The organism is Neisseria sp. P0021.S005, assembly GCF_051956955.1.
In genome coordinates, this window is the sequence record NZ_JBQCWY010000008.1 from 1 (window position 1) to 23,581 (window position 23,581).

Consider the following 23,581-nt stretch of genomic DNA (forward strand, 5'->3'; position numbering starts at 1 on the left):
ACGATAATGATGCATTTATTGCTAAAGAAATTGCTGCTTATTTCAAAGTAATTTATGCAAGCGTTACAACAGAAGAAACAATCGCATTGGAAAATTACCTAGAATTATTGTCAAACAAGGCTAAAAAAGCTGAAAAATTAGTATTTATTCAAGAAAATACGGTTGTAAATTGGGAAAATATTGAAGCTTCAAAAGATGGCACTTATGCAAAAGCGAAAGTGAATGCATATTTAAAATCTTTGCGTAGCGGTTATGAATTTGACGAAGATAGCTTAGAGAACAAACTATTAACAGTTCAAGCATTATTGGAGGAAGAAAAAGAAATAAAAGCCCAGATTAAAACCGACTCAGCGAACCTCCACAGCAAAACCAAAGCCGCTATTGAAGCCCTGGATGATGCCGAAGCCCTCGCTTTGCTCCGCCAAAAATGGTTTGTTCCGCTCAATGCGGCGATGCGTAGGCTGCCTGAAAACATGCTGGCGCAATTCAGCCAAAAACTGACCGCACTTTGCGACAAATATGCCGACACCTATCAGCATATCAGCCAACGTAAACAAGAAAGCGCCACCGCACTGGCGCAAATGATGGACGAACTCACCGGCAGCGACTTTGATTTGCAGGGTATTGCCGCATGGCAGGCGATTTTGAAAGGCTAAGGGGGAAAAATGAATAAGCAACAAGAGCCACGTTTGCGGTTTCAGGGTTTTACGGGAGAATGGAAGACGGAAGGTTTTGAAAGCGTTGGAGAATTTAATCCTAAAGCAGAAATTCCCCAAATTTTCCAGTATGTTGATTTAGAGTCTGTTGTTGGTACTCAACTAATTTCCTATAGGGAAGAATTTAAGGAAACAGCACCTTCAAGAGCACAAAGATTAGCTAAAAATGGGGATTTGTTTTTTCAGGCTGTTCGTCCTTACCAAAAAAACAATTATCTATTTGAGAAAAATAATGAAAATTTCGTATTTTCAACTGGATATATTCAAATTCGTCCACAAAATGATGGTTATTTTTTATTAACGTTGGTGCAGAAAGAAGAATTTGTTCAAGAAGTTCTATTACGTTGCACGGGGACAAGTTACCCAGCAATTAATACAAGTAGTCTACAAAACATAGCAATCTTACTTCCTCCAACTGCTGAAGAACAAGCCCATCTTGGCAATTTTTTCCGTCGCTTAGACAGCCAAATTGCAGAGAGCCGTACGGTGTTGGAAAAAAGCCGTCAGCTTAAAAAGGCCATGTTGGCAAAAATGTTCCCCGCAAACGGTGAAAAAATACCGAAAATCCGTTTTAAAGGGTTTGAGGGGGAGTGGGAGCGAAATGAATTAGGCTGCTTGGGTTATTGCTTATCAGGTATTGGTTTTTCTGAAAATGAGCAAGGTGGAGAAAATGGCATACCATTTTTCAAAGTGTCAGATATGAATTTATCGGGTAACGAAGTTTATCTAAGAAAAGCCAATAACTATGTAACCCAAGAACAAATTGATAAACAACGATGGCAAGTTATTCAACAGCTCCCATGTATATTTTTTGCCAAAGTTGGAGCAGCTTTACTGTTAAATCGTAAACGGCTGGTTAATACTCCATTTTTACTTGATAACAATACAATGGCGTTTATCTTAGATTCAAGCTTGGATAATTATTTTATGAAAACACTTTTTGATACGATTGATTTGCCTGCATTAGCCCAAATCGGAGCTTTGCCATCCATAAATGCAAAAGATATTGAGAAGAATATTGTGTTTATTCCTACCCCTAAAGAACAAAGCGCCATTGGTAATTTTTTCCGCCAATTGGACGAAACCATTGCCTTACAGTCGGCAGAGGTCGAAAAACTAAACCAACTCAAAAAAGGGCTGTTGGCGGTGATGTTGGTATAGGGCGGGCGTTCCTGCCCATGATTGAGGCCGTCTGAAAAATTGTGGTAGCGCCCTTACGGAGAAAAAGAATGTTTAATAAAGAAGCTGATTTTGAAAACGCACTGATTGCCTTGCTTGCCACCAAAAGCTGGGAAAAGGAAGTGTTGCTCTATCCCACCGAAGAAGAGTTGATTGCCAACTGGCAGGAGCATTTGAATAAAACCAACCAACATATCGACAAGCTCGATGTGCCGTTGCTTCACACGGAAATGAACCAGATTTTGGAGCAGGTGCAGGCATTGAAAACGCCTTATGCTTTAAACGGCTTTATCAACGGCAAAACGGTGGCAATCAAGCGTGAAAATGAGGCAAGCCGTCATTTCGGCAAGGAAGTGTCGCTGGATATTTTTGACCGTGAGGAAATTTCTGCCGGCAAAAGCCGCTATCAAATTGCCCAGCAGCCCCAATTTACTCCTCGTTCGGATTTATACCCTAAGCAGCGCGGCGATTTGATGTTGTTAATTAATGGGATGCCGATGTTCCATATTGAGTTGAAACGTTCAGGCGTGCCCATCAGCCAAGCGACCAATCAAATTGAGCGATACCATAAGGCGGGCGCGTTTTCGGGCATTTTTAGCCTGGTGCAGGTGTTTGTGGCGATGACGCCGGAAGAATGCCGCTATTTTGCCAATACCGGCGGTCAATTAAATCCGGCGTTTTATTTCCGTTGGGCGGATTTCAATAATGTGTATATGAACGATTGGGATAAGGTGGCGACGCATTTCCTCTCGATTCCGATGGCGCACCAGTTTATCGGCGATTACACCATTGCTGATGCGAAAGACGAGCAGCTGAAAGTGTTGCGCAGCTATCAGTATTATGCGGTCAACAAGATTGCCGACACAGTGGCAAAAACCGATTGGACTTCGGGCAATCAGCGTGGCGGCTATATTTGGCATACCACCGGCTCGGGCAAAACGATGTCGAGTTTTAAATCGGCACAGTTAATCAGCCGCCGCAAAGATGCGGATAAGGTGATTTTCTTGCTCGACCGTATTGAGCTGGGCAAGCAATCGCTGGAGGAATATCAGAATTTTGCCGATAGTAAAGATGATGTACAGGCAACGGAAAACACCGCCATTTTGCTCGCCAAGCTGAAAAGTAAACAAGACCGCGACCGCTTAATCGTTACCTCCATTCAAAAAATGAGTAATATCAAAGCGGAAGAAGGGGTAAATGAGGCTGACATCGAGCAAATCAGTGGCAAACGGCTGGTGTTTATTATTGATGAAGCCCACCGCACTACTTTTGGCGATATGTTGCTCACCATTAAGCACACCTTCCCCAATGCGCTTTTCTTCGGCTTTACCGGCACGCCGATTGAAGAAGAAAACGCTAAGAAAAATTCAACCACTGCCACGGTTTTCGGTAATGAATTGCACCGCTATTCGATTGCAGACGGCATTCGTGATGAAAATGTATTGGGATTTCACCCCTTCCATATCCGAACCTTTAAAGACAGCGATTTACGCAGAGCCGTCGCATTGCAAGAAGCTAAAGCAACAGATGAAAACGAAGTATTTGCCGATGATCAAAAGAAAAAAATCTACAATCAATTTATGAACGATGTGCCGATGGCGGGAGAATATACTTCAGACGGGAAATATCAAAAAGGTATTGAAGATTATGTACCCAATGCGCAATATCAAACGCCGGAACACGTTAATGCCGTCATAGACGATATGCTGGAAAATTGGAAACGCCTCAGCCAAGGCAAAAAATATCATGCCATTTTTGCCACCAGCTCTATTCCCGAAGCGGTCAATTATTATCGCTTAATTAAAGCCAAAATTGCTGAGAAAGTCAGAATTGCTGAGGAAGTCGGAAATTTTGAGGAAGCCAAAAATGCCGAGCTGAAACTGACCGCCCTTTTCGATCCGAATATTCTCAACGATGGGCAAGGCAACGACAAGGAAATATGGATTGCCGAAATTTTGGAAGATTACAACGCCCAGTTCCACACAAGCTTCGACTATGCCACTTATTCCCGATTTAAAACGGATTTGTCGGATAGGTTGTCGCATATCAATGCGTATAAGAGAATCAAGCCCGACGAACAGCTGGATTTGTTGATTGTGGTCGATCAGATGCTGACAGGCTTCGACAGCAAATGGCTCAATACGCTCTATTTAGACAAAATTTTGGATTACGCCAACTTGATTCAGGCGTTTTCCCGTACTAACCGCGTATGCGACAAAACGGATAAGCCTTTTGGTTTAATCCGCTATTACCGCAAGCCGCATACGATGCAACGCAATATTGAGCGAGCCGTAAAACTTTATTCGGGCGACCGTCCTATGGGGCTGTTTGTCGATAATTTAGATAAGGTTATCGACAAAATAAATGTCTGCTTTGCCGATATTGCCGATATTTTCAAATGGGCAGGATTAGAAGATTTTTCAAAAAACCCTGATGATACAACCTCATGCGCAAAGTTTGTCAAACTATTCAATCAGTTCAATGAGCACTTACAAGCTGCTCGGCTCTTGGGCTTTTCTTGGGGAAAATCAAGCTATGATGTGGTACAGGAAGACGACAGCGTGATCACTGCCACACTCAATTTCGATCAAGAGACCTACGATAAACTGCTGGCTCGTTATAAAGATTTGTTTAAAGAAAGTTCAGGCAATGGTGGCGGTAGCGATGATGTGCCATTTGATTTGCGTTCGCACATCAACGAAATCGAAACCGATAAAATTGATCAAAATTATATGAATGCCCGTTTTGAAAAATGGCTTAAAACCATCGGCGGCATAGAAGAAGCTGCTGCACTTGAGGAGCTACACCACTCTTTTGCTACGCTTTCTAAAGAAGATCAAAAATTTGCTGAGTTGTTTTTACACGATGTGCAATCCGGCGATATCAAGCTTGATCCAAATTTAGCATTAAGTGATTACATCACCACGTACAAACAAAAAGATGCCAATGATAAGGTGCTAAAAGTAATTAAAGGTTTAGGGCTAGATGGAGATTTGCTACGTGCACTGTTGGCAAGAAAATATACCAGCGAAAATTTAGACTTAGGCAGACTAAATGACCTAAAAGCTACAGTCGATAGGGAAAAAGCCAAAGTTTATTTTAACGAAGAACGTATATTTTATTTAAATATACGGATTGATGAATTTCTAAGGGAACTAATTACAAGATAGTTATTACCTATTGAAAGATTTTTAAGCATCATCAAATGACGTATTCCTATCTGAATATTAGTCCCCTTACCTACCCAACTACAAAGGCTGAGCCAAATCATTTTCCGTGTTGTAGCTGATAAAATCCTGCTCATGAGGGAAATGGACAACCCTCGCGCGCTGTTGCTGCAGCCAACCTCGGATGCTGCGCATTCCTGAATAAAGGTATGGCACGGTGCTTTGTAGGATTTGCGGTCGGATAAACATCACGCTGTAATGCGGCCTGGCAGAGGTCTCTACATAAAACGCATTGCACAATGGCGTGCGCCGCGCGATGGTTTCAAATTGGGACACCAAATTTTCCGGCATCCGCGGCATATCGCAAGATACGATGAGCAGCCAATCGGCAGTAGCAATTTGTAAATCGTTGGCGGCGGTACACAAGGCGGCCAAAGGGCCGTAATGTTGCCATTGGCGCGCATCGGAGAAAACGTGCGCGCTGCGTTGGGCGTAGGATTCGAGATTGCGGTTGGCACTGATGGCGATATGGCTGACTTGCGGGCGGATTTTTTCGATAACGTGATCTATCAAGGCTTTGTTGTGCCACTGCACCAACCCTTTATCGACACCTCCCATCCGGCTTCCCTGCCCGCCGGCCAATATCAGTGCAAAAATTTTCATTTTGGTAGTCCTTTGCAAAGCAGAGTGCGTAAGTGTTATTCGAGATGTTGTATTTATGGAATAAGTTTTAAGGCTTCAGGCCGTCTAAAACCTGATTTTGTGATTTAATTCACTTAAGATGAATTTTATCATAACATGATTTTACATTAAACCCCTGTTTTTTCTTATCATAACCATACAATTATTTTAGACAGGTTGTTTATAGGCCGAAAGAATGATATTTTTATAAGATTATCGGATTAGTCTTCCTGCGTGCTTTATGCGTTTATTCTCCGGATCTTCAGACGGCCTGAGCCTGTCCTCGCGTTTAAAACTGCTGACTGTGTTATGGGTCGGCTCGGCTTTTTTGTCGATTGCCTTTACCCTGCTGCTTTCTTGGCGTTTGGAAAGCGCGGCCAAAACGATTGAAGATGCGGGCAGCTTGAAAATGCAGGTGTATCGCTTGGCTTATATGGCAAGCGTCCGTACGCCCAATGCTCAAATTGACAACCAAATCAAAGAATTTGAACGTACGCTGGCCAATGTAACGCAAAGCGATGCCATTCATCCGCTGATTCCGTCACAAATGCCGCTGGCTTACGATTTGATCCAATCGATGCTGTTAATTGATTGGGAATCCAACATCAAGCCTTCTTTGCAACATTACGAGCGGCCGACCCAAATCGGCTTATACCGTTTTGCCGGCAATATCGAGCTGTTTTTACAGGCGATGGAAAACGCCAACGAGCAAAATACTTTGTGGCTGCGCCGTTTTCAAATGGCGATGATGTTGATGATTTTAGTGGCTGCCGGCTTGATGATTGTTTGGCATTATTCGTGGATCATCCGGCCGCTGGAAAAATTGCGCGACGGGGTAGAAACCATCAGCGAAGGTCGTTTCGGGGTACAAATCGATACAGACCAAATTCGTGAATTCTCCCAAGTCAGCAAGGGCTTCAACCAAATGAGCCGCCGTCTGAAAACGCTTTATACGGATTTAGAAGGACAGGTTGCCCAACAAACCCAAGACTTGGCCCGGCAAAACCGTGACTTGACCCTGCTCTACCAGACTACGCGCAACCTGCACCAAACCTTTACGCCGCAACAGGCCGCAGAAGAATTTTTGGCTCAGATTCTGCCGGCGTTTTCCGCTTTGGGCGGTACGGTATATCTTTCCGATGAGGAACGGAAACGTTCTGATTTGGCGGCAAGCGTCGGTGAAACCGAAGAAGGAAATCGTGTAGAATTTCCGATCGTTTATCAAGACGAACAACTCGGCGTACTGACCCTATATTTTTCAGACGGCCATATGCCTGATGAGCAAGACGAAAAACTGCTGCATACCTTAAGCGGACAGCTGGGCATTTCCATCGCCAGCAACCGCATGGAACAAGAGCGCCGCCTGCTTGCAGTTTTACAGGAGCGTAACTTGATTGCGCAAGGTTTGCATGACAGCATCGCGCAAGCTTTGACCTTTTTGAATTTGCAGGTACAAATGCTGGAAAGCGCGTTTGCTTCAGACCAACGCGAGCAGGCCGAAGAAAATATCGGCTTCATCAAAGACGGCGTGCAGGAATGCTACGAAGACGTCCGCGAACTTTTGATGAATTTCCGCACCAAAATCAGTAATAAAGATTTTCCCGAAGCGGTAGAATCGCTGCTGGCGCGTTTTGAACGGCAAACTGGTATCCCGGTTGATTTAAAATGGCAGGACGACGGACAGGCATTAAATTATGATGAACACTTGCAAATCATCTTCATCTTGCAGGAAAGCCTGTCCAATATCCGGAAACACGCGCGTGCGCAACATGTCAGCGTCGAAATTGCCAACCACGGCGATTTTGTCATGACGATTCGGGACGACGGCGCAGGCTTTAATAAAGAACATCTATCAAACCGGCCTTCAGGCGAACATGTCGGCTTGGGCATTATGCAGGAACGGGCCCAACGGATTAACGCAGAATTGGCCATTACATCGCAGATTGGGCAAGGTACGGCGGTTATGCTGACTTTGCCGCAACAAATGAGAACAGCATCATGACGATTAAAATTACCCTTATTGACGACCACACCCTATTTCGCAGCGGCATCAAAGCCCTGCTCTCCCGCCAGCCCGATTTTGAAGTCGTCGGCGAAGCTTCAGACGGCCTGGCCGGCGTAAAAATGGTCGAACAGCTTAAGCCTGACGTAGTTTTGTTGGACTTGGATATGCCGGTCATGAACGGCCGCGAAGCACTGGCTCAAATTTTGAGCATCAATCCACAACTGACCGTCATCATGCTGACCGTTTCCGAAGACAGCGACGACTTGACCGAATGTATGCGTATGGGTGCAAAAGGCTTTTTGCTGAAAAACATCAACGCCGACTTCCTCTTGGAAAGCATTCGCAAAGCCGTCGATGGCGACAATGTCTTCTCTCCAGAAATGACCAGCCGCTTGGTGCAATCGCTGATTTCCCCTTCTCCTTCACGCTCCGACCACCTGCTGGCGCAGCTGACCCCGCGCGAAATGGAAATCTTGGGCTACCTTGCCGCCGGACACAGCAATAAAATCATTGCCCGCCATTTAAACTTGGCTGAGTCAACCGTCAAAGTGCATGTGCAGAACCTATTGCGCAAGCTGAATCTAAGCAGCCGCGTCCAAGCTGCGGTTTATGCGGTGCAACACAAAGTACCGCAACCGGTATTGTCTTAAAAAGGCCGTCTGAAACCTTCTTTTTAAAAGGTTTCAGGAAAAGCGTTTATTCGCTATAATCACGCCGATTTATATGCAGGGTTGTCTGATTTTTTCAGACGGCCTTTTTATTTGATTTCTCACTGATTTAAAACAACATGTCCGAAAACATTCCAGAAAATACACCCGAAAATACCGTTCCTGAAGAACACAAACGCAGCATCCGCAGTTTCGTCTTGCGTCAAGGCCATATGACCGCTGCCCAACAGCGCGCCATCGATACAATGTGGCCGCAATTTGGTGTGGACTTCCAAGAAGCTCCTTTGGATTTGAACCGCGCATTCGGCCGGGATAATCCTAAAGTTTTGGAAATCGGTTTCGGTATGGGCGTCGCGACAGTGGAAATCGCCAAACGTCTGCCCGATACCGACTTTTTAGCAATTGATGTTCACGGCCCGGGCGTCGGCAATATCTTGAAGCTGATTGAGGAAGAACACATTTCCAATATCCGCGTAATGCGTCATGATGCGGTGGAAGTAGTGGAAAAGATGCTGGAAGACGGTTCTTTAGACGGCATTCATATTTTCTTCCCTGACCCTTGGCACAAAAAACGTCACAATAAACGCCGCTTGGTACAAGTGCCGTTTGTTGAAAAGCTGCTGCCCAAACTCAAAAGCGGCGGCTATGTCCATATGGCGACCGACTGGGAAGAATACGCCGTGCAAATGCTGGAGGTTTTGAGCAGTTTCGACGCTTTGCAAAACACGGCTGCCGATTACGCCCCTACGCCCGATTATCGTCCTGAAACCAAATTTGAAGCCCGAGGCAAACGATTGGGTCATGGCGTTTGGGACTTGGTGTTCCGTAAAAAATAAAGCCGAACATAAAACACAAGGCCGTCTGAAATTTTTCAGACGGCCTTTTATCTTACTGATTAAGCCAAGAAAAGTTTATAAGCCGGATTATCGGTTTCTTCTTTATAAACATAACCCAAGCTCTCCAAGAAGTCGGCAAAGGCTTCATTGTCGCTTTCAGGTACATCGATACCGACCAAAATACGGCCGTAGTCCGCACCATGATTGCGATAATGGAACAAAGTAATATTCCATTCGGCGCGCATATGGTTCAAGAAGCGGGACAATGCGCCGGGACGCTCCGGAAATTCAAAGCTGACCAAGCGTTCGCTGGATACTTTTTCCGTACGTCCGCCGACCATGTAACGGATATGGATTTTGGCGATTTCGTCATTGGTCAGATCGACATTGGGCAAACCTGCGTCAGCCAGTTGTTTGCTGATGACGGCCAAGTCTTGCGCACCGGCGGTTTGCAAGCCGACAAAAATATGCGCATTTTTATCGCTGCCGTAGCGATAGTTGAACTCAGTAATGTTCCGGCTTCCCAGCAAATTGATAAACTTCAGGAAGCTGCCCTTTTCTTCGGGAATGGTAACGGCGAAAATACCTTCGTTGCCCTCGCCCAGCTCACTGCGCTCCGAAACGTGGCGTAAGCGGTGGAAGTTCATATTGGCGCCACTGGTGACGGCAACCAAATTTTGACCTTGGATATTGTTTTTCGCAACGTAAGCCTTCAGGCCGGCAAGAGCCAATGCGCCCGCAGGCTCAGTAATGCTACGCGTATCGTCAAAAATATCTTTAATCGCGCCGCACAACATATCCGTATTGACCGTAATAATTTCGTCCAACAGCTCTTTACACAGGCGGAAGGTTTCCTCGCCCACCACTTTAACCGCCGTGCCGTCTGAAAACAGGCCGACATCTTTCAAATGTACGATTTTCCCTGCCTCAACCGATTGCTTCATACAGCAAGAATCATCAGTTTGCACGCCAATCACTTTAATTTCAGGACAAACTTGTTTGATAAACGCCGCTACGCCTGCTGCCAAGCCGCCTCCACCAATCGGAACAAAAATCGCATTGATATTGCGGTGTTGACGGAGGATTTCCATGCCGATGGTTCCCTGGCCGGCAATCACATCCGGATCATCAAAAGGCGCAATATAAGTCAGCTTTTCCTTTTCGGCCAACTCCATCGCATAATCATAGGCATCATTGTAAGACACGCCTTTCAATACCACTTCGCCGCCACGGCTCTTTACCGCGTCAATTTTGATTTTAGGCGTTGTTTCCGGCATCACGATGACGGCGCGGCAACCCAAATACTGCGCCGATAAAGCCACACCCTGCGCATGGTTGCCCGCGCTGGCAGCAATCACGCCGCAATCCAAAGCTTCTTTCGGCAGCTTCGCCATTTTGTTGTACGCACCGCGGATTTTGAACGAAAACACCGGCTGCAAATCTTCACGTTTGAGCAAAACCTGATTGTTCAGACGGCCTGACAGACTGCGTGCCAAATCCAAAGGCGTTTCTACGGCTACATCATAAACGGAAGCGGTCAAAATACGGGTCAGATAATCGGAAAGAGGAAGAGGATGGTTCATGGTATTCAGTGTTCGAAAATAAATTGTCATTCGGCCGAATCGGCCTGAGGAAAAAGTTAAAACCATACCCCTGAGGCCGTCTGAAGGCAAGAAAAATCTTAGCAAAGCCTGAATGAAACGGTATAATGTCCGCTTACTATCTATTTAGTATGCCAAACTGTTTACTCGATAACAGTATCCACCCATATTCAAATTTACAAACAATGATGAAAAAAACGCTACTTAGCTTAATTTTTGCTGCCCTCCTGAATACCCACGCCCTTGCCGCCGACCCGGTTGCCTCCGCACCTGCCGTACAAGGCGAGGCACAGCCGCAGCCATTGTTGCACAGCATCAACAGTCCGACAACGCCTCCGGAAATCGCGGCAACCGCCTACATCGTTACCGACCTGCACAGCAAGCAAACCTTGGCATCCAACAATGCCGACGCGCCTATCGAACCTGCCGCGTTGACGCAAATGATGACTGCCTACCTTGCCTTTAAAGCATTAGAAAACGGTACACTTGAAGCAAGCCAAATGCTGACCGTTTCCAATGCCGCATGGAAAGTCGAAGGTTCGCGTATGTTCCTCGACCCAAAAGTGCCTGTCAGCGTCAGCTCCTTAATTAAGGGGACAACCATCCAATCGGCCAACGATGCCGCCATCACCCTTGCAGAAGCCATCGGTAACGGCTCTATCGATGAATTCGTCAAACAAATGAATGAAGAAGCCAAACGCTTGGGCATGAAGCACACCCACTTCAACAACCCGACCGGCATTTCTTCTAACGGCCATGTTTCAACCGTTGGCGACTTGGCCATTTTGGCAGCCGCGCTGATCAACGACTATCCGAAATACTATCCTTTGTTTGCAAATAAATCTTTCAAATACAATAATATCGAGCAGCCCAACCGCAATCTTCTGCTCTATCGCGACAGCAGTATCGACGGTTTGAAAACCGGCTATTCTGAAGGAGCAGGCTATCATCTTGCTGCTTCCAGCAAACGTAACAACCGCCGTATTGTTTCCATCCTTGCCGGTGCCGAATCCACCGAAGCGCGCGCAAGCGAAAGCAGCAAACTGCTCAACTGGTCATTGCAGGCATTTGATACGCCTAAACTTTACAACGGCGGAGAAGTGATTTCCCAAGTCAAAGTTTACAAAGGCAGCACCAAAGCCGTAGACATCGGTTTCTTGGACGATGTTTACATTACCATTCCCCACGATACCGGCAAAAACGTCAAACCAATCTTAGAAACGCTTCAGCCCGTCCTCGCCCCGATTGAAAAAGGTCAAGTATTGGGCAAACTGAAAGTCATGAAAGACGGCAAAATCATTGCCGAAAAAGACGTCGTCGCCCTAACCGGCGTGGAAGAAGGCAGCTGGTTGCGCCGTATGTGGGACGCGATTGTGTTGTGGTTTAAAGGTTTATTCAGTTAAACAATCAACCATAACAAAATAAGCCACAAAAAGGCCGTCTGAAACCTGTTTGCCAGATTTCAGACGGCCTTTATTCAGCCTAAAAGACAGCTAATTAGATAATTCCAGCGTTGGCGGTAGATGCTGTGTCATCGTGAACATCAACCGTATCGACAGACGAGTAGCTCATGCGGTCAGTATGCGTATTGACGTCTGACAAATTACTGATATTGTCATTACCTGACAACCTACCCATCAACTCTTGCAGGCTCAATGTGCCTTCATCGAAACGGAAGGTATCAATCACGGCATTGTTAGTGTTACCGGAAAAGAATTGGTCATTGATGGTAATGCTGTCCCCTTCTGATCCCTTAACGGTAATTTTCCAATCGATATTGCCTCGAACATCAGTGATGGCATCAATATGCAGGTCATTAACAGAGATATTTTGGCCAAATTGCAGTGCATTATGTTCGCCCACATTATCGGTAATCGTATCCTTACCTTCTCCAAGGCTGAAAACATAAGTATCGGCACCCTTACCGCCTACCAAGTAATCGGTTCCTTGTCCGCCAAATAAAACATCGTTGCCATCGCCGCCATTCAAACGGTCATTGCCACTTTCACCCCATAAAGTATCGTTGCCGTTACCTCCATGTATAGAATCATTACCCATACCGCCATTGAGACGATCGTTTCCATCATAGCCAAAAATAATGTCATTACCTGAATCACCGTTAATCGTATCATTGCCCAAACCGCCTCTGATACGGTCATTGCCATCGCCGCCGCTGACAAGAGCATGGCTGCTGTCTGTAATTGTGATGATATTATCAGCACCTAAATGATTCGCAGCTTGGGTAAGACTGTGATCATCTATTTCCGCTACATTTTTTGCAGAAGTATTTTCTGCTACCGAAAGGCTATGATTATTTTCGATGGTTAATGTAGTCTCGTTTACAGGCTCCGGAATATTGCCTTCTTTAGGATTACGGGTTTTGGTAATCTCTTGGTCGGAAAGATTATTCACAATAGTGTTATTTTCAATTTTGATATTGTTGAGTTCTCCCAAAATATCTTTTTCGGGAGTAGCATAATCCCTGCCTTCTTCCAAATCGATAGAACCTTTAACACGACCATATGTGTCGGCATTAGTCCCGTTGTTTACCAGTAAGTTATCGTGAACGGAAATACCCGTATCATTGAAATCAAAATTATGGCTGTTTTTGAATACAGTGTTTAAGCGTACGCCACCCCAATTGGCATTATCTTTAATAAGGTTATTGGCTACTTCATGACCTTTGCCGCCAAAGATACCAATACCTGCCGCACGCCAGCCTAATTCAACGGTATTGTTTAAAAAGTGGTTATTTTCAGCAACATGGGCATTGGTATTCTCATGATGACTTGACCATGTTGCTAAGCCATCATCACCATTGCCACGGATATTGGAATTGATAACAGTGGAATTGCTGGTACCTTGTGCAAAGTTAACGCCGTCTGCAAAGTTGTTGCGAATAGTGGCATTGGAGATAGTCAAACCATCAGTGTAATTTAAAGGTTTGTTTTTAGAATAATCCCCAATCCATACGCCAGCTTCAAAATGTTCAATTTTGATATCGTGAATAGAAGAGCCAGTACCTAAAGTGCCGGATATCCCTTTATAATTGGCTTTCTCATCATGTCTTGAATTTAGATTTGAATCCATAGAGAGATTGCCCAAATCTATATCTTTACTACCGGGTTCAAAAGTAATACCACCGCCACCGCTCGCATAACCCTTATCATCGTATTTAGCAGCTTCAGTATTCAAAAAATGTAACTTAGTGTGCCATTGCCCTGCACCGGTAATCTTAATACCATCAGGAACATAAAGGGAAATCGGTCGTGAAAAATCAAATTGACCTTCAGGAATGTAAACAGATTTTTTAGACGCTTTTGCAGATTCAATCGCAGCTATGAATGCTTGGTAATCATCCGAGCCGTCATTGGCGACTGCGCCGAAATCAGTAATGCTGACACTGTTTTCAGGCTGTCTAATGGCGTCCGGTGCCTTTTCCAAATCAACCAAGTCAATGCCTACGGGCGTGCTGTCGATATTAGTGATTGTAACCTTATCCCCTACCTTGATATTGGCCTCTTTAAATAATTGGCTGACTTCGTCAAATTGGAAGCGGGCAAGCCTATCTGCCGCAGGCGTATCATGAACTTTAATATCATCATTCGGATGATATGTATAGTTATCCAAATATTGCCAGTTAGATTTGGAAGACAAATCCAAAGTACCGATCACTGTATTATTGACTTTGACTTCTACTTTACCGCTTTCACCGTCAGGAACGGTATAACGGATGGTTACGGCATTGGCATCTGCTTGTGCAATAAATGACACAGATGCATTAGTAGGCAAATCAACATATGCCTGACCGCTTGCTTCACGGGCAGTTGCGCGTTCTGCCTCTGAAGAAGAGGCATTTTTAACAACGCCGTTTTTCAGTTCACTTTGTTCTGCCTCATAAGTCGTATAGCCAAGTTTGGCACCATATTGAGAGGCATTGGGTACTGCTGTTTTAATGTTTACCATTTAATATATTCCTTCAAAAATGTCGTAATATTGAATTATTCTTTTGTAAAATGCTTTTATTAGTCATAATTTTGGCATAAAAGTTCAATATACTATTGTTTAATTTTGAAAAGAAAATGCCGTCTGAAAATATAGAAATTTTCAGACGGCATCTCAATGCCTTATTAGATTGTTGATAAAGATTTAAGCCAAACCTTTTTTCTCCAGATAGCTTTCGTAATCGCCCAAGTAGTGTTCATATCCGCCTTTGCCATCCAATTCGATGATTTGGGTAGCCAATGAAGATACAAACTGACGGTCATGCGATACAAAAATCAGCGTGCCGTTGTATTTTTCTAGTGCCATGTTCAAGGATTCGATGCTTTCCATGTCCATGTGGTTGGTCGGTTCATCCATGACTAAGACATTGGGTTTCAACAGCAACAGTTTGCCGTAAAGCATACGGCCTTTTTCGCCACCGGAGAGAACCTTCACTTTTTTCACAACATCGTTGCTGCCAAAGAGCAAGCGGCCCAAAGTGCCGCGGATGACTTGCTCGTCATCGCCTTCCTGACCCCATTGGCGCATCCATTCGCTCAGGTCCATATCGACGTCGAAGTCGTTTTCATGGTCTTGCGGATAGTAGCCGACACTGGCTTTTTCCGCCCATTTGATGGTGCCTTCGTCCGGCAGCAGGCCGCCTGAATATTCGGGGTTGTACGCACCTGCCAAGAGTTTCAGCAAGGTAGATTTACCCGCGCCGTTCGGGCCGATGATGGCAAGGCGTTGGCCTGCTTCAAGGATGAAGTTCAGGTTTTTAAACAACTGGGTTTCAAAGCGTTTGGCCAGTTTTTCAACTTCCACAGCCTGACGGTGCAATTTGGCTTTTTCGTCGGCTTCAAAACGAATATACGGGTTTTGACGGGTAGAAGGTTTGACTTCGACCATTTCCGATTTGATTTTGTCTGCCTGCTTCAGACGGCTGGTTGCCTGACGGGCTTTGGATTTGTTCGCAGAGAAGCGTGCAACGAACTCTTGCAGCTCTTGCAGTTTCTCTTTGGCTTTGGCGTTGTCTTTCAGGGCGCGCTCACGCGATTGGGCGGAAGCAAGCATATAGTCGTCGTAGTTGCCCGGATAGATGGTGATGGTGTTGTAGTCCAAATCCGCCATATGGGTGCAGACTTCGTTCAAAAAGTGACGGTCGTGCGAGATGATAATCATGGTGGAGTCGTACTGGTTCAACACGCCTTCCAACCAGCGGATGGTATTAATGTCCAAGTTATTGGTCGGTTCGTCCAAAAGCAATACATCTGGCTTGGAGAACAGGGCTTGCGCCAGCAATACGCGCAGCTTGAAGCCCGGGGCGACTTCTGCCATGGTCGCATTGTGCAAATCTTCGGAAATGCCCACGCCGCTCAACAATTCGGCAGCGCGTGCTTCGGCAGTGTAGCCGTCGTATTCGGCAAACTTAGCTTCCAGTTCGGCGGCTTTCATGTAGTCGTCTTCGGTAGCTTCGGGGTTGGCGTAAATCGCATCACGCTCGGTCATCGCCGCCCACATTTCGGTATGGCCCATCATCACTACGTCCAGCACGCGCATGTCTTCGTAGGCAAACTGGTCTTGGCGCAATTTACCCAAACGCACGCCGTTTTCAATCGCTACTTCGCCGGCAGTCTGTTCCAAATCGCCGCCGAGGATTTTCATGAAGGTGGACTTGCCTGAGCCGTTGGCGCCGATCAAGCCGTAACGGTTGCCTTCGCCAAATTTGACGGATACGTTTTCAAACAGCGGCTTTGCGCCGAACTGCATGGTGATGCCGTTGGTAGAAATCATTATTCGTAAAACCTTTATAAATAGAATGTTATAATCGGACGCGATTGTAGCATATTTTTGCAAAGACCTCAGGATTGAGGCCATAGCAAGTGTGCCCAATGCCTATGCAAGATAAAAACAGACAGCGCTTCACGCAAAAATGCGTTGTAGGCAGCATTTCAGGCCGTCTGAAACGGAGAAACAATATGGAAACGCACAAAATCTATTACGCCGTGATTATTTTGGTATGCGCCGCTTCCATGCTGCTCAGCCCGTTTTTCTATATCCGCCGCACACGATCTGGCGCTGAATTACGACGTGCGCCCAGACAGTGGAAGCCCATCCTCTTCGCCAACATCATCATGATTGCGGCTTTGCTTGTTTGGTGGAAATGGTTTTAAGGAAAAATAAAAATGAACAAAATTTGGATCAGTACATTACTACTCACTTTGACAACTGCAATTTCCGCCGCGCCTATTTTTGAATGTACCGATTCTGCCGGCCGCAAAGTCTATACCCAAGCCGGCGGCAAAAACTGCAAAGCCAGCAATATCGGCAAACCGTCCGTCTATACTTCTGCGCCTGTTTCAACACCGGCAACGCCGATTTCCCCAAGCAAAACCGAGCAAGCGGAAGAAGCTGTCGCCCCGGTCAATCCGGCTGACGTCGGCGCAGCCAAGCGTGCTTTGGATACCGCCAAGAAAAACTTGGAAGAAGGCAAAAAAGTGCGTTATGGCAATGAACGCAACTATGCCCGCTATCTCGAACGGATCAAGGGTTTGGAAAAAGCCGTCCGCTCGGCTCAGGAAAACTATGACGCGGCGCAACACCAGCCTGCATCTCAAGATCCTGTTGCCTATTGATCCTTACCACACCAGCAAGGCCGTCTGAAATTTGGTTTTCAGACGGCCTTTTCATGTCTTCAATATAACAAAATCGTCTTTATACCAAACAAAGCATTCTTTCCAGTTTTCAGACTGCCTTGTTAAAGTAAGCGTGTATTAAATTCTGACGGTTGCCATTATGTTGTTACTCAAAACGCCTTCTGTATTGCCGGGTTTCAAGCTCAGTTTGGGTTTGACGGTTTTATGCCTGTCGCTTTTGGTGGTTTTGCCGTTTGCGATGATGGCGGCCAAAGCAGCAGAAATCGGCTGGAGCGGATTTTGGAACACGATTACCGAACCCAATGTCTTGGCGGCCGTCTGGCTGAGCTTGCGGATGTCGTTTTATGCGATGTTAACCAATATCGTGTTCGGCACGTTGGTCGCCTGGGTATTGGTGCGCTATGAATTTCCGGGCAAAGGGTTGGTAAACGCTTTGGTCGATTTGCCGTTTGCGCTGCCGACAGCGGTAACAGGCATTGCGTTGGCAACCCTGTATGCGCCCAATGGCTGGATAGGCCGTTTTTTCGAGCCTTTGGGTATCAAAATCGCCTTTACGCCCATCGGTATTTGGATTGCGCTGATTGTCGTCAGCCTGCCCTTTATCGTCCGCGCCGTACAACCGGTATTGGAAGAATTGTCGGGCGAGTATGAAGAAGCAGCGGCAACTTTGGGCGCAAGCCGTTGGACTACGTTCCGCCGTGTTCTCTTGCCTGAAATCACACCGGCCTTGTTGACCGGTGCAGGCATGATGTTTGCCCGCTCTACCGGCGAATACGGCTCGGTCATTTTCATCGCGGGCAATATTCCGATGGTGTCTGAAATCCTGCCCTTGATTATTACCGGCAAACTGGAGCAATACGATGCTCAGGGCGCGTCTGCCGTTGCTCTGTTTATGCTGATGATTTCGTTTGTCATCCTGCTGATTTTAAACATTATGCAATGGACTTTGAGCCGCCGTGCCGGAGCGAAGGTTTAACAAACAATAGGCCGTCTGAAACATCAAGCAAACATTTTTTAGACGGCCTAAACGGATACAAGAATAAATAGAGACTTCACTAACATGAAAACCCATTCTACCAATCCAAACCTGAGCGAACCGCGTTGGCTGCGCGTATTGCTGACTGCTACCGCCTTGGGCTTTCTGCTGCTGATGCTGGTCGTGCCTTTGGTTGCCGTATTCTACGAGGCCTTAAAAGGCGGTTGGGATTTATACCTGCAATCCTTGACCGATCCCGAAGCATGGTCTGCCATCAAATTAACCCTGATTACCGCTCTGATTGTTGTTCCTATCAATGCCGTATTGGGTGTGGCGATGGCGTGGCTGTTGACCCGTTTCGACTTTCGCGGCAAGCAGTTGCTGACCACCCTGCTCGATTTGCCGTTTTCCGTATCGCCCGTGGTGGCCGGTTTGATGTTCGTCTTATTGTTCGGCACGCATACGGCATTGGGCGGCTGGCTTGAAGCGCAAGGCATACAGATTATCTTCGCCATCCCCGGCATTATTTTGGCGACGCTGTTCGTTACCTTCCCCTTTGTCGCGCGCGAAATCATTCCTTTAATGCAGGCGCAGGGCGACAGCGAAGAACAGGCCGCGCTAATACTCGGCGCAAGCGGCTGGCAGATGTTTTGGCGCGTTACCCTACCCAACATCAAATGGGCGCTGCTCTACGGCATCATCCTCACCAACGCCCGCGCGATGGGCGAATTCGGCGCGGTCAGCGTGGTATCGGGACACATCCGCGGCGAAACCAACACCATCCCGCTTTTGGTTGAAATCTTCTACAACGAATACAACTTCACCGGCGCATTCGCCCTCTCCGGCGTATTGGCACTTTTAGCCTTGGCCACATTGCTGGTGCAAAACATCATCACAAAATTACAAGACAAAAAACTCGCCGCCGCTGAAAGGAACGCAGCATGAGCATTACTATTCAAAATCTAAACAAACACTTCGGAGCGTTCCACGCGCTGAAAAACATCAACCTCAACGTCCCCACCGGCAAACTCGTTTCCCTGCTCGGCCCATCCGGCTGCGGCAAAACCACGCTCCTGCGCATTATCGCCGGACTGGAAAACGCCGATGGCGGCCAAATTCTCTTTGACGGCCAAGACGTAACCGCCAAGCATGTGCGCGAGCGCAAAGTCGGCTTCGTATTCCAACACTACGCCCTCTTCCGCCACATGAACGTGTTTGACAACGTCGCCTTCGGTTTGACCGTATTGCCCAAGTCCGAACGCCCGTCCAAAGAACAAATCCGCGCCAAAGTCGAAGAATTGCTCAAACTCGTGCAGCTTTCCCAACTCGCCAAATCCTATCCGCACCAGCTCTCCGGCGGCCAACGCCAACGCATCGCCCTCGCCCGCGCCCTCGCCGTCGAACCCAAACTTCTGCTCTTGGACGAACCCTTCGGCGCGCTGGATGCCAAAGTGCGCAAAGAATTGCGCACCTGGCTGCGCGACATCCATCACAACCTAGGCGTAACCAGCATTCTGGTGACGCACGACCAAGAAGAAGCCCTTGAAGTTTCCGACGAAATCGTCGTCATGAACCACGGCAAAATCGAGCAAACCGGCAGTGCCGAAGCCATTTACCGCAAACCTGAAAACGCCTTCGTTACCGAATTTCTCGGCGAAACCGACGCCTTCGAAGGCAGAATCGAAAAAGGCATCTGGCATTACAACGGCTTCGCGTGGAAATTGGACACGCACTACAAATGGCAGGAACAAACCGCTATCGGCTACATCCGTCCGCACGAATGGCAGCTTGCCGCCGAAAACGAAACCCCGATGATCCGCGCCAAAATCGAAAAAATCCACGCCGTCGGCGCATTGACGCATATTGTGGTAAAACACGACAAACAAGACGTGCATATCACGCTGGCAGGCAGCGATGCCGCGCGTTACCAAATCGCCGAAGGCAAAGAATTGAGGCTGATTCCGAAACAGGTTTATGTCTTTTCTCAAAACGAGCTGATTGAATATTCGATTTGAGACTAAAGCATAAGGCCGTCTGAAAATCTGCTTTCAGACGGCCTTTCATCTTATTTAAACCTGCCAATCAATCGGCTCTAAACCATGTGCCTGCAAATAAGCGTTTGCCTGCGAAAAATGTTTGCAGCCAAAAAAGCCGCGATATGCCGATAAAGGCGAAGGGTGCGGCGCGGTCAGCACCAAATGGCGATTGCGGTCGATAAACGCGCCTTTCTTCTGCGCATGGCTGCCCCACAGCATAAAGACTAAATGCTCGCGTTCCTTATCCAATTGTCGGATGACTTCATCGGTAAACGCCTCCCAGCCAAAAGTCGCATGGGAATGCGCTGAACCGGCACGGACAGTCAATACCGTGTTCAACAGCAACACGCCCTGTTCCGCCCAATGCTGCAAATAGCCGTGTTGCGGAATCTGAAAACCCTCAATATCCGTCGCCAACTCTTTATAAATATTGACCAGCGACGGCGGCACCGCAATTTCAGGCTGGACGGAAAACGCCAAACCATGCGCCTGACCCGCACCGTGATACGGGTCTTGCCCTAAAATCACTACCTTTACATTTCCGAATTCAGTCGTCCGAAAGGCATTGAATACATCGCGCTCGGGCGGATAAACGGTTATCCCCGCCTGCCTTTCATGGCGCACCTTCTCCAAAATCGTTTGAAAATACGCCTTTTCTTTTTCCGCACCAATTGCCTCGTGCCAAGTCTGCATTATTTGCCGCTCCGTATTTGAATGGGCTTATTATAAAGGATATGCCGCATAACGATATGGTTTGTTGTCGCCGCAGGACTGAAGATTATCGACAGCAACAAACCTAAAGCGTCATAATAGCGTTCTGACTCAGGCCGTCTGAAAACCCAATACGGCTTTTCAGACGGCCTTTTTATATCGTTCGATTTTTATATGAATACACAAACCATCAAAACCTATCTTGTCGGCGGCGCTGTCCGCGACCATCTTTTAGGCCTGCCCGTCAAAGACCGCGACTGGGTAGTCGTCGGTGCAGATGCGCAAACCATGTTGGCTCAAGGCTATCAACCTGTTGGCAAGGATTTTCCCGTCTTTCTCCACCCGGACAGCCACGAAGAATACGCCCTCGCCCGTACCGAGCGTAAAACTGCCAAAGGCTATGCCGGATTCAGTTTTCATGCCGATAAAGACGTTACGCTGGAACAAGACCTAATGCGCCGCGACCTGACCATCAATTCCATGGCTCAGGATTCAGACGGCACGATCATCGATCCTTTTGGCGGACAACAAGATTTGGCGGCCGGCATCCTGCGCCACGTTTCGCCTGCCTTTGCCGAAGACCCTGTGCGGATTTTGCGTATCGCCCGTTTTGCCGCGCGTTATGGTTTTCAAATTGCCGATGAAACCATGTCGCTGATGCGGCAAATGGTAGAAAACGGCGAAGCGGATGCCTTGGTTGCCGAACGTGTCTGGCAGGAATTGGCCAAAGGCTTGATGGAGAAAAATCCGCGCCGAATGATTGAAGTTTTGCGCGAATGCGGCGCACTCAAAGTTTTACTGCCAGAAGTCGATGCCCTTTTCGGCGTACCGCAACGCGCCGACTATCATCCCGAAATCGACAGCGGTATTCATACGCTGATGGTTGTACAACGAGCCGCCGAGATGAACCTGTCCCTCGCTGAACGCTATGCTGCCTTATTGCACGACTTGGGCAAGGCAAAAACACCGGCCGATATACTGCCGAAACACTACGGACACGACCTTAACGGCGTCGAACCCGTCCGCGAAGTCAATCAACGCCTGCGCGCGCCCAAACACTGCGCCGAGCTTGCCGAACTCGTCTGCCGTTGGCACATCATGCTCCATCAAGTCGGGCAGTTCAAAAGTAAAACTATTTTGAATGTTTTGAAAAAAACCGACGCATTCCGCCGCCCCGAACGTTTTCAGACGGCCTTAAACGTCTGCGTGGCCGACAAACAAGGCCGTCTGAATCTTGAAAACACGCCTTATCCGCAACGTGAACACTGGCTGGCCTTACTTGAGGCCGCCAATCAAGTAGATGCAGGCAAAATTGCCGCCGAGTGCCGCGCACAAGGCAAAGCCCATTTAATTGCCGAACAAATCGATCATGCCCGCTTGGCGCAAATTAGGCCGCTGCAAAAAGCGTATCAGGCTGAAAAAATAGGAGGCTATTGATGGCATCTTCGCGTTATAAAATCGAACGCATGCCCGACGGCATTGCCGTATCTGCTCGTGTTGTACATGACTCGCAGGAAATCGGTTTTACCGCGGTATTTCTTATGTTTTCCTTTGTTCTTACATGCATCGCGCCGTTTTACCTTGAAGAGCACTATTTCACTAATTTAGAAGCCATTCTCATCCCTTTACTTTTTACTTTCTACTTAGTCGGTTCACTTGTTTACGGCCTTCTTTGGCAACTTTTCGGACGTGAAAACATCAAGATCCGTAACCATACGCTGTCTCATGGTTATACCTTGTTTTCCATTGGGCGTTGGCGTAGTTTCCCGTTGTCAGAAATCTCCGAATGGCATTCTCGTGACCATATTCCCCAAGCTCCTGTTGCACAAGGAAGGAAACAGAGGTTGCCAAACGAAAACCTCTACCAAAATGGTATGAAACGAAAAATTCACAATGTCCCCAATATTTTACGTATCCAAAAATGTGTACAAGGTGCATGGTCTTTCGATTATCAGGGAAAAACCATACGTATCGGCGATTTTTTTGATAGCCGCGATTTTCAGGCAGTCAATATTGAATTGAACAGATTTATCCCCACATTCGCCAAAGCCCGTCAACTTAAAGACGCCCTTTGAAACAGCCGACACGATATCCGCTATAATCCGCACCTTAACCATCTTATTTCAACAATAAAATCATGACTATCCAGACCAATTTACTTCACGAAAAAATCAGCAATAAAGATTATCAACGCCTCATTGTCAAACACAGCGAATCTTTCAGCGACGGCGAAATCTGCCTATTGAATGAGATTTTGGAAAAATTTGAATTTGATGTCGTACAGGAACAAGCATTGGCGCAAGCTGTGATGCAGCAGGTGCGCTTCGATCCAAACGACTACCATATCGACAGCGACGATGAAGA

At 46.9% G+C, this 23,581-nt stretch carries 19 protein-coding genes and 1 pseudogene; 15 read left to right on the forward strand and 5 right to left on the reverse strand.

Annotation, left to right across the window (positions count from 1 at the left end; all coding sequences use genetic code 11):
- The 3 genes and pseudogenes from ACTHUE_RS01415 to ACTHUE_RS01425 all read left to right on the forward strand — a co-directional run.
- A pseudogene (locus ACTHUE_RS01415) lies at window positions 1-656 on the forward strand (hypothetical protein); the annotation flags it as partial.
- Window positions 657-665: 9 nt separating this feature from the next.
- Window positions 666-1,877 carry a restriction endonuclease subunit S gene (locus ACTHUE_RS01420; RefSeq protein WP_440361163.1) on the forward strand — a complete coding sequence of 404 codons (1,212 nt, stop codon included), beginning with the start codon at window positions 666-668 and terminating at the stop codon, window positions 1,875-1,877.
- Between the two features lie 68 nt (window positions 1,878-1,945).
- Window positions 1,946-5,065: a type I restriction endonuclease subunit R gene (locus tag ACTHUE_RS01425; protein ID WP_440361164.1), complete on the forward strand. Its 3,120-nt coding sequence runs from the start codon at window positions 1,946-1,948 to the stop codon at window positions 5,063-5,065.
- Between the two features lie 78 nt (window positions 5,066-5,143).
- Here ACTHUE_RS01425 and mobA read toward each other — a convergent pair whose 3' ends face one another.
- The gene (gene mobA, locus ACTHUE_RS01430; RefSeq protein ID WP_004520569.1) at window positions 5,144-5,725 is read right to left on the reverse strand and encodes a molybdenum cofactor guanylyltransferase MobA; all 582 of its coding nucleotides are present in this window, start codon (window positions 5,723-5,725) and stop codon (window positions 5,144-5,146) included.
- 259 nt (window positions 5,726-5,984) lie between these two features.
- Here mobA and ACTHUE_RS01435 point away from each other — a divergent pair, with 259 nt between their 5' ends.
- From ACTHUE_RS01435 to trmB, 3 genes are all read left to right on the forward strand, one after another.
- Window positions 5,985-7,745, forward strand: a complete 1,761-nt coding sequence (locus tag ACTHUE_RS01435; protein WP_004520570.1) for a histidine kinase — start codon at window positions 5,985-5,987, stop codon at window positions 7,743-7,745.
- Window positions 7,742-8,398 carry a response regulator gene (locus ACTHUE_RS01440; protein WP_004520571.1) on the forward strand — a complete coding sequence of 219 codons (657 nt, stop codon included), beginning with the start codon at window positions 7,742-7,744 and terminating at the stop codon, window positions 8,396-8,398. The genes ACTHUE_RS01435 and ACTHUE_RS01440 overlap by 4 nt, the downstream gene beginning before the upstream one ends.
- A 137-nt stretch (window positions 8,399-8,535) precedes the next feature.
- A complete protein-coding gene (trmB, locus tag ACTHUE_RS01445) occupies window positions 8,536-9,252 on the forward strand; it encodes a tRNA (guanosine(46)-N7)-methyltransferase TrmB (RefSeq protein WP_039862398.1) in 717 nt (238 codons plus the stop codon).
- Window positions 9,253-9,311: 59 nt separating this feature from the next.
- Here trmB and ilvA read toward each other — a convergent pair whose 3' ends face one another.
- Complete coding sequence (gene ilvA, locus ACTHUE_RS01450; RefSeq protein ID WP_004520573.1) at window positions 9,312-10,835, reverse strand: threonine ammonia-lyase, biosynthetic; 1,524 nt, start codon at window positions 10,833-10,835, stop codon at window positions 9,312-9,314.
- 203 nt (window positions 10,836-11,038) lie between these two features.
- On the opposite strand from ilvA, the gene ACTHUE_RS01455 reads away from it, so the two are divergent.
- Window positions 11,039-12,256, forward strand: coding sequence for a D-alanyl-D-alanine carboxypeptidase family protein (locus tag ACTHUE_RS01455; protein ID WP_004520574.1), 1,218 nt, complete (start codon window positions 11,039-11,041; stop codon window positions 12,254-12,256).
- A gap of 94 nt (window positions 12,257-12,350) precedes the next feature.
- On the opposite strand, the gene ACTHUE_RS01460 is transcribed toward ACTHUE_RS01455, so the two are convergent.
- A complete protein-coding gene (locus ACTHUE_RS01460; RefSeq protein WP_440361165.1) occupies window positions 12,351-14,819 on the reverse strand; it encodes a type 1 secretion protein in 2,469 nt (822 codons plus the stop codon).
- Window positions 14,820-15,002: 183 nt separating this feature from the next.
- Window positions 15,003-16,631 carry an ABC-F family ATPase gene (locus ACTHUE_RS01465; protein WP_049336108.1) on the reverse strand — a complete coding sequence of 543 codons (1,629 nt, stop codon included), beginning with the start codon at window positions 16,629-16,631 and terminating at the stop codon, window positions 15,003-15,005.
- Between the two features lie 185 nt (window positions 16,632-16,816).
- Here ACTHUE_RS01465 and ACTHUE_RS01470 point away from each other — a divergent pair, with 185 nt between their 5' ends.
- The 5 genes from ACTHUE_RS01470 to ACTHUE_RS01490 all read left to right on the forward strand — a co-directional run bounded on the left by ACTHUE_RS01470 (window position 16,817) and on the right by ACTHUE_RS01490 (window position 20,485).
- Window positions 16,817-17,011 carry a hypothetical protein gene (locus ACTHUE_RS01470; protein ID WP_049336152.1) on the forward strand — a complete coding sequence of 65 codons (195 nt, stop codon included), beginning with the start codon at window positions 16,817-16,819 and terminating at the stop codon, window positions 17,009-17,011.
- A gap of 12 nt (window positions 17,012-17,023) precedes the next feature.
- Window positions 17,024-17,473, forward strand: a complete 450-nt coding sequence (locus tag ACTHUE_RS01475) for a DUF4124 domain-containing protein (protein ID WP_049336110.1) — start codon at window positions 17,024-17,026, stop codon at window positions 17,471-17,473.
- 160 nt (window positions 17,474-17,633) lie between these two features.
- Window positions 17,634-18,470: a sulfate ABC transporter permease subunit CysT gene (gene cysT / locus ACTHUE_RS01480; protein WP_003683475.1), complete on the forward strand. Its 837-nt coding sequence runs from the start codon at window positions 17,634-17,636 to the stop codon at window positions 18,468-18,470.
- An 84-nt stretch (window positions 18,471-18,554) separates the two neighbouring features.
- Window positions 18,555-19,415, forward strand: coding sequence for a sulfate ABC transporter permease subunit CysW (gene cysW / locus ACTHUE_RS01485; protein ID WP_049336112.1), 861 nt, complete (start codon window positions 18,555-18,557; stop codon window positions 19,413-19,415).
- Window positions 19,412-20,485 carry a sulfate/molybdate ABC transporter ATP-binding protein gene (locus tag ACTHUE_RS01490; protein ID WP_049336114.1) on the forward strand — a complete coding sequence of 358 codons (1,074 nt, stop codon included), beginning with the start codon at window positions 19,412-19,414 and terminating at the stop codon, window positions 20,483-20,485. The genes cysW and ACTHUE_RS01490 overlap by 4 nt, the downstream gene beginning before the upstream one ends.
- 54 nt (window positions 20,486-20,539) lie before the next feature.
- Here ACTHUE_RS01490 and ung read toward each other — a convergent pair whose 3' ends face one another.
- On the reverse strand, window positions 20,540-21,199 hold the full coding sequence (gene ung, locus ACTHUE_RS01495) for a uracil-DNA glycosylase (protein WP_049336116.1): 660 nt from the start codon (window positions 21,197-21,199) through the stop codon (window positions 20,540-20,542).
- Between the two features lie 192 nt (window positions 21,200-21,391).
- Here ung and ACTHUE_RS01500 point away from each other — a divergent pair, with 192 nt between their 5' ends.
- The 3 genes from ACTHUE_RS01500 to ACTHUE_RS01510 form a co-directional block, all read left to right on the forward strand.
- Window positions 21,392-22,654, forward strand: coding sequence for a multifunctional CCA addition/repair protein (locus ACTHUE_RS01500; RefSeq protein WP_004520587.1), 1,263 nt, complete (start codon window positions 21,392-21,394; stop codon window positions 22,652-22,654).
- Entirely contained in the window at window positions 22,654-23,292 is a 639-nt protein-coding gene (locus ACTHUE_RS01505; RefSeq protein ID WP_004520588.1) for a hypothetical protein, read from the forward strand. The genes ACTHUE_RS01500 and ACTHUE_RS01505 overlap by 1 nt, the downstream gene beginning before the upstream one ends.
- Window positions 23,293-23,354: 62 nt before the next feature.
- A partial coding sequence (locus ACTHUE_RS01510) for a hypothetical protein (RefSeq protein WP_440423002.1) occupies window positions 23,355-23,581 on the forward strand: 227 nt, incomplete at its 3' end.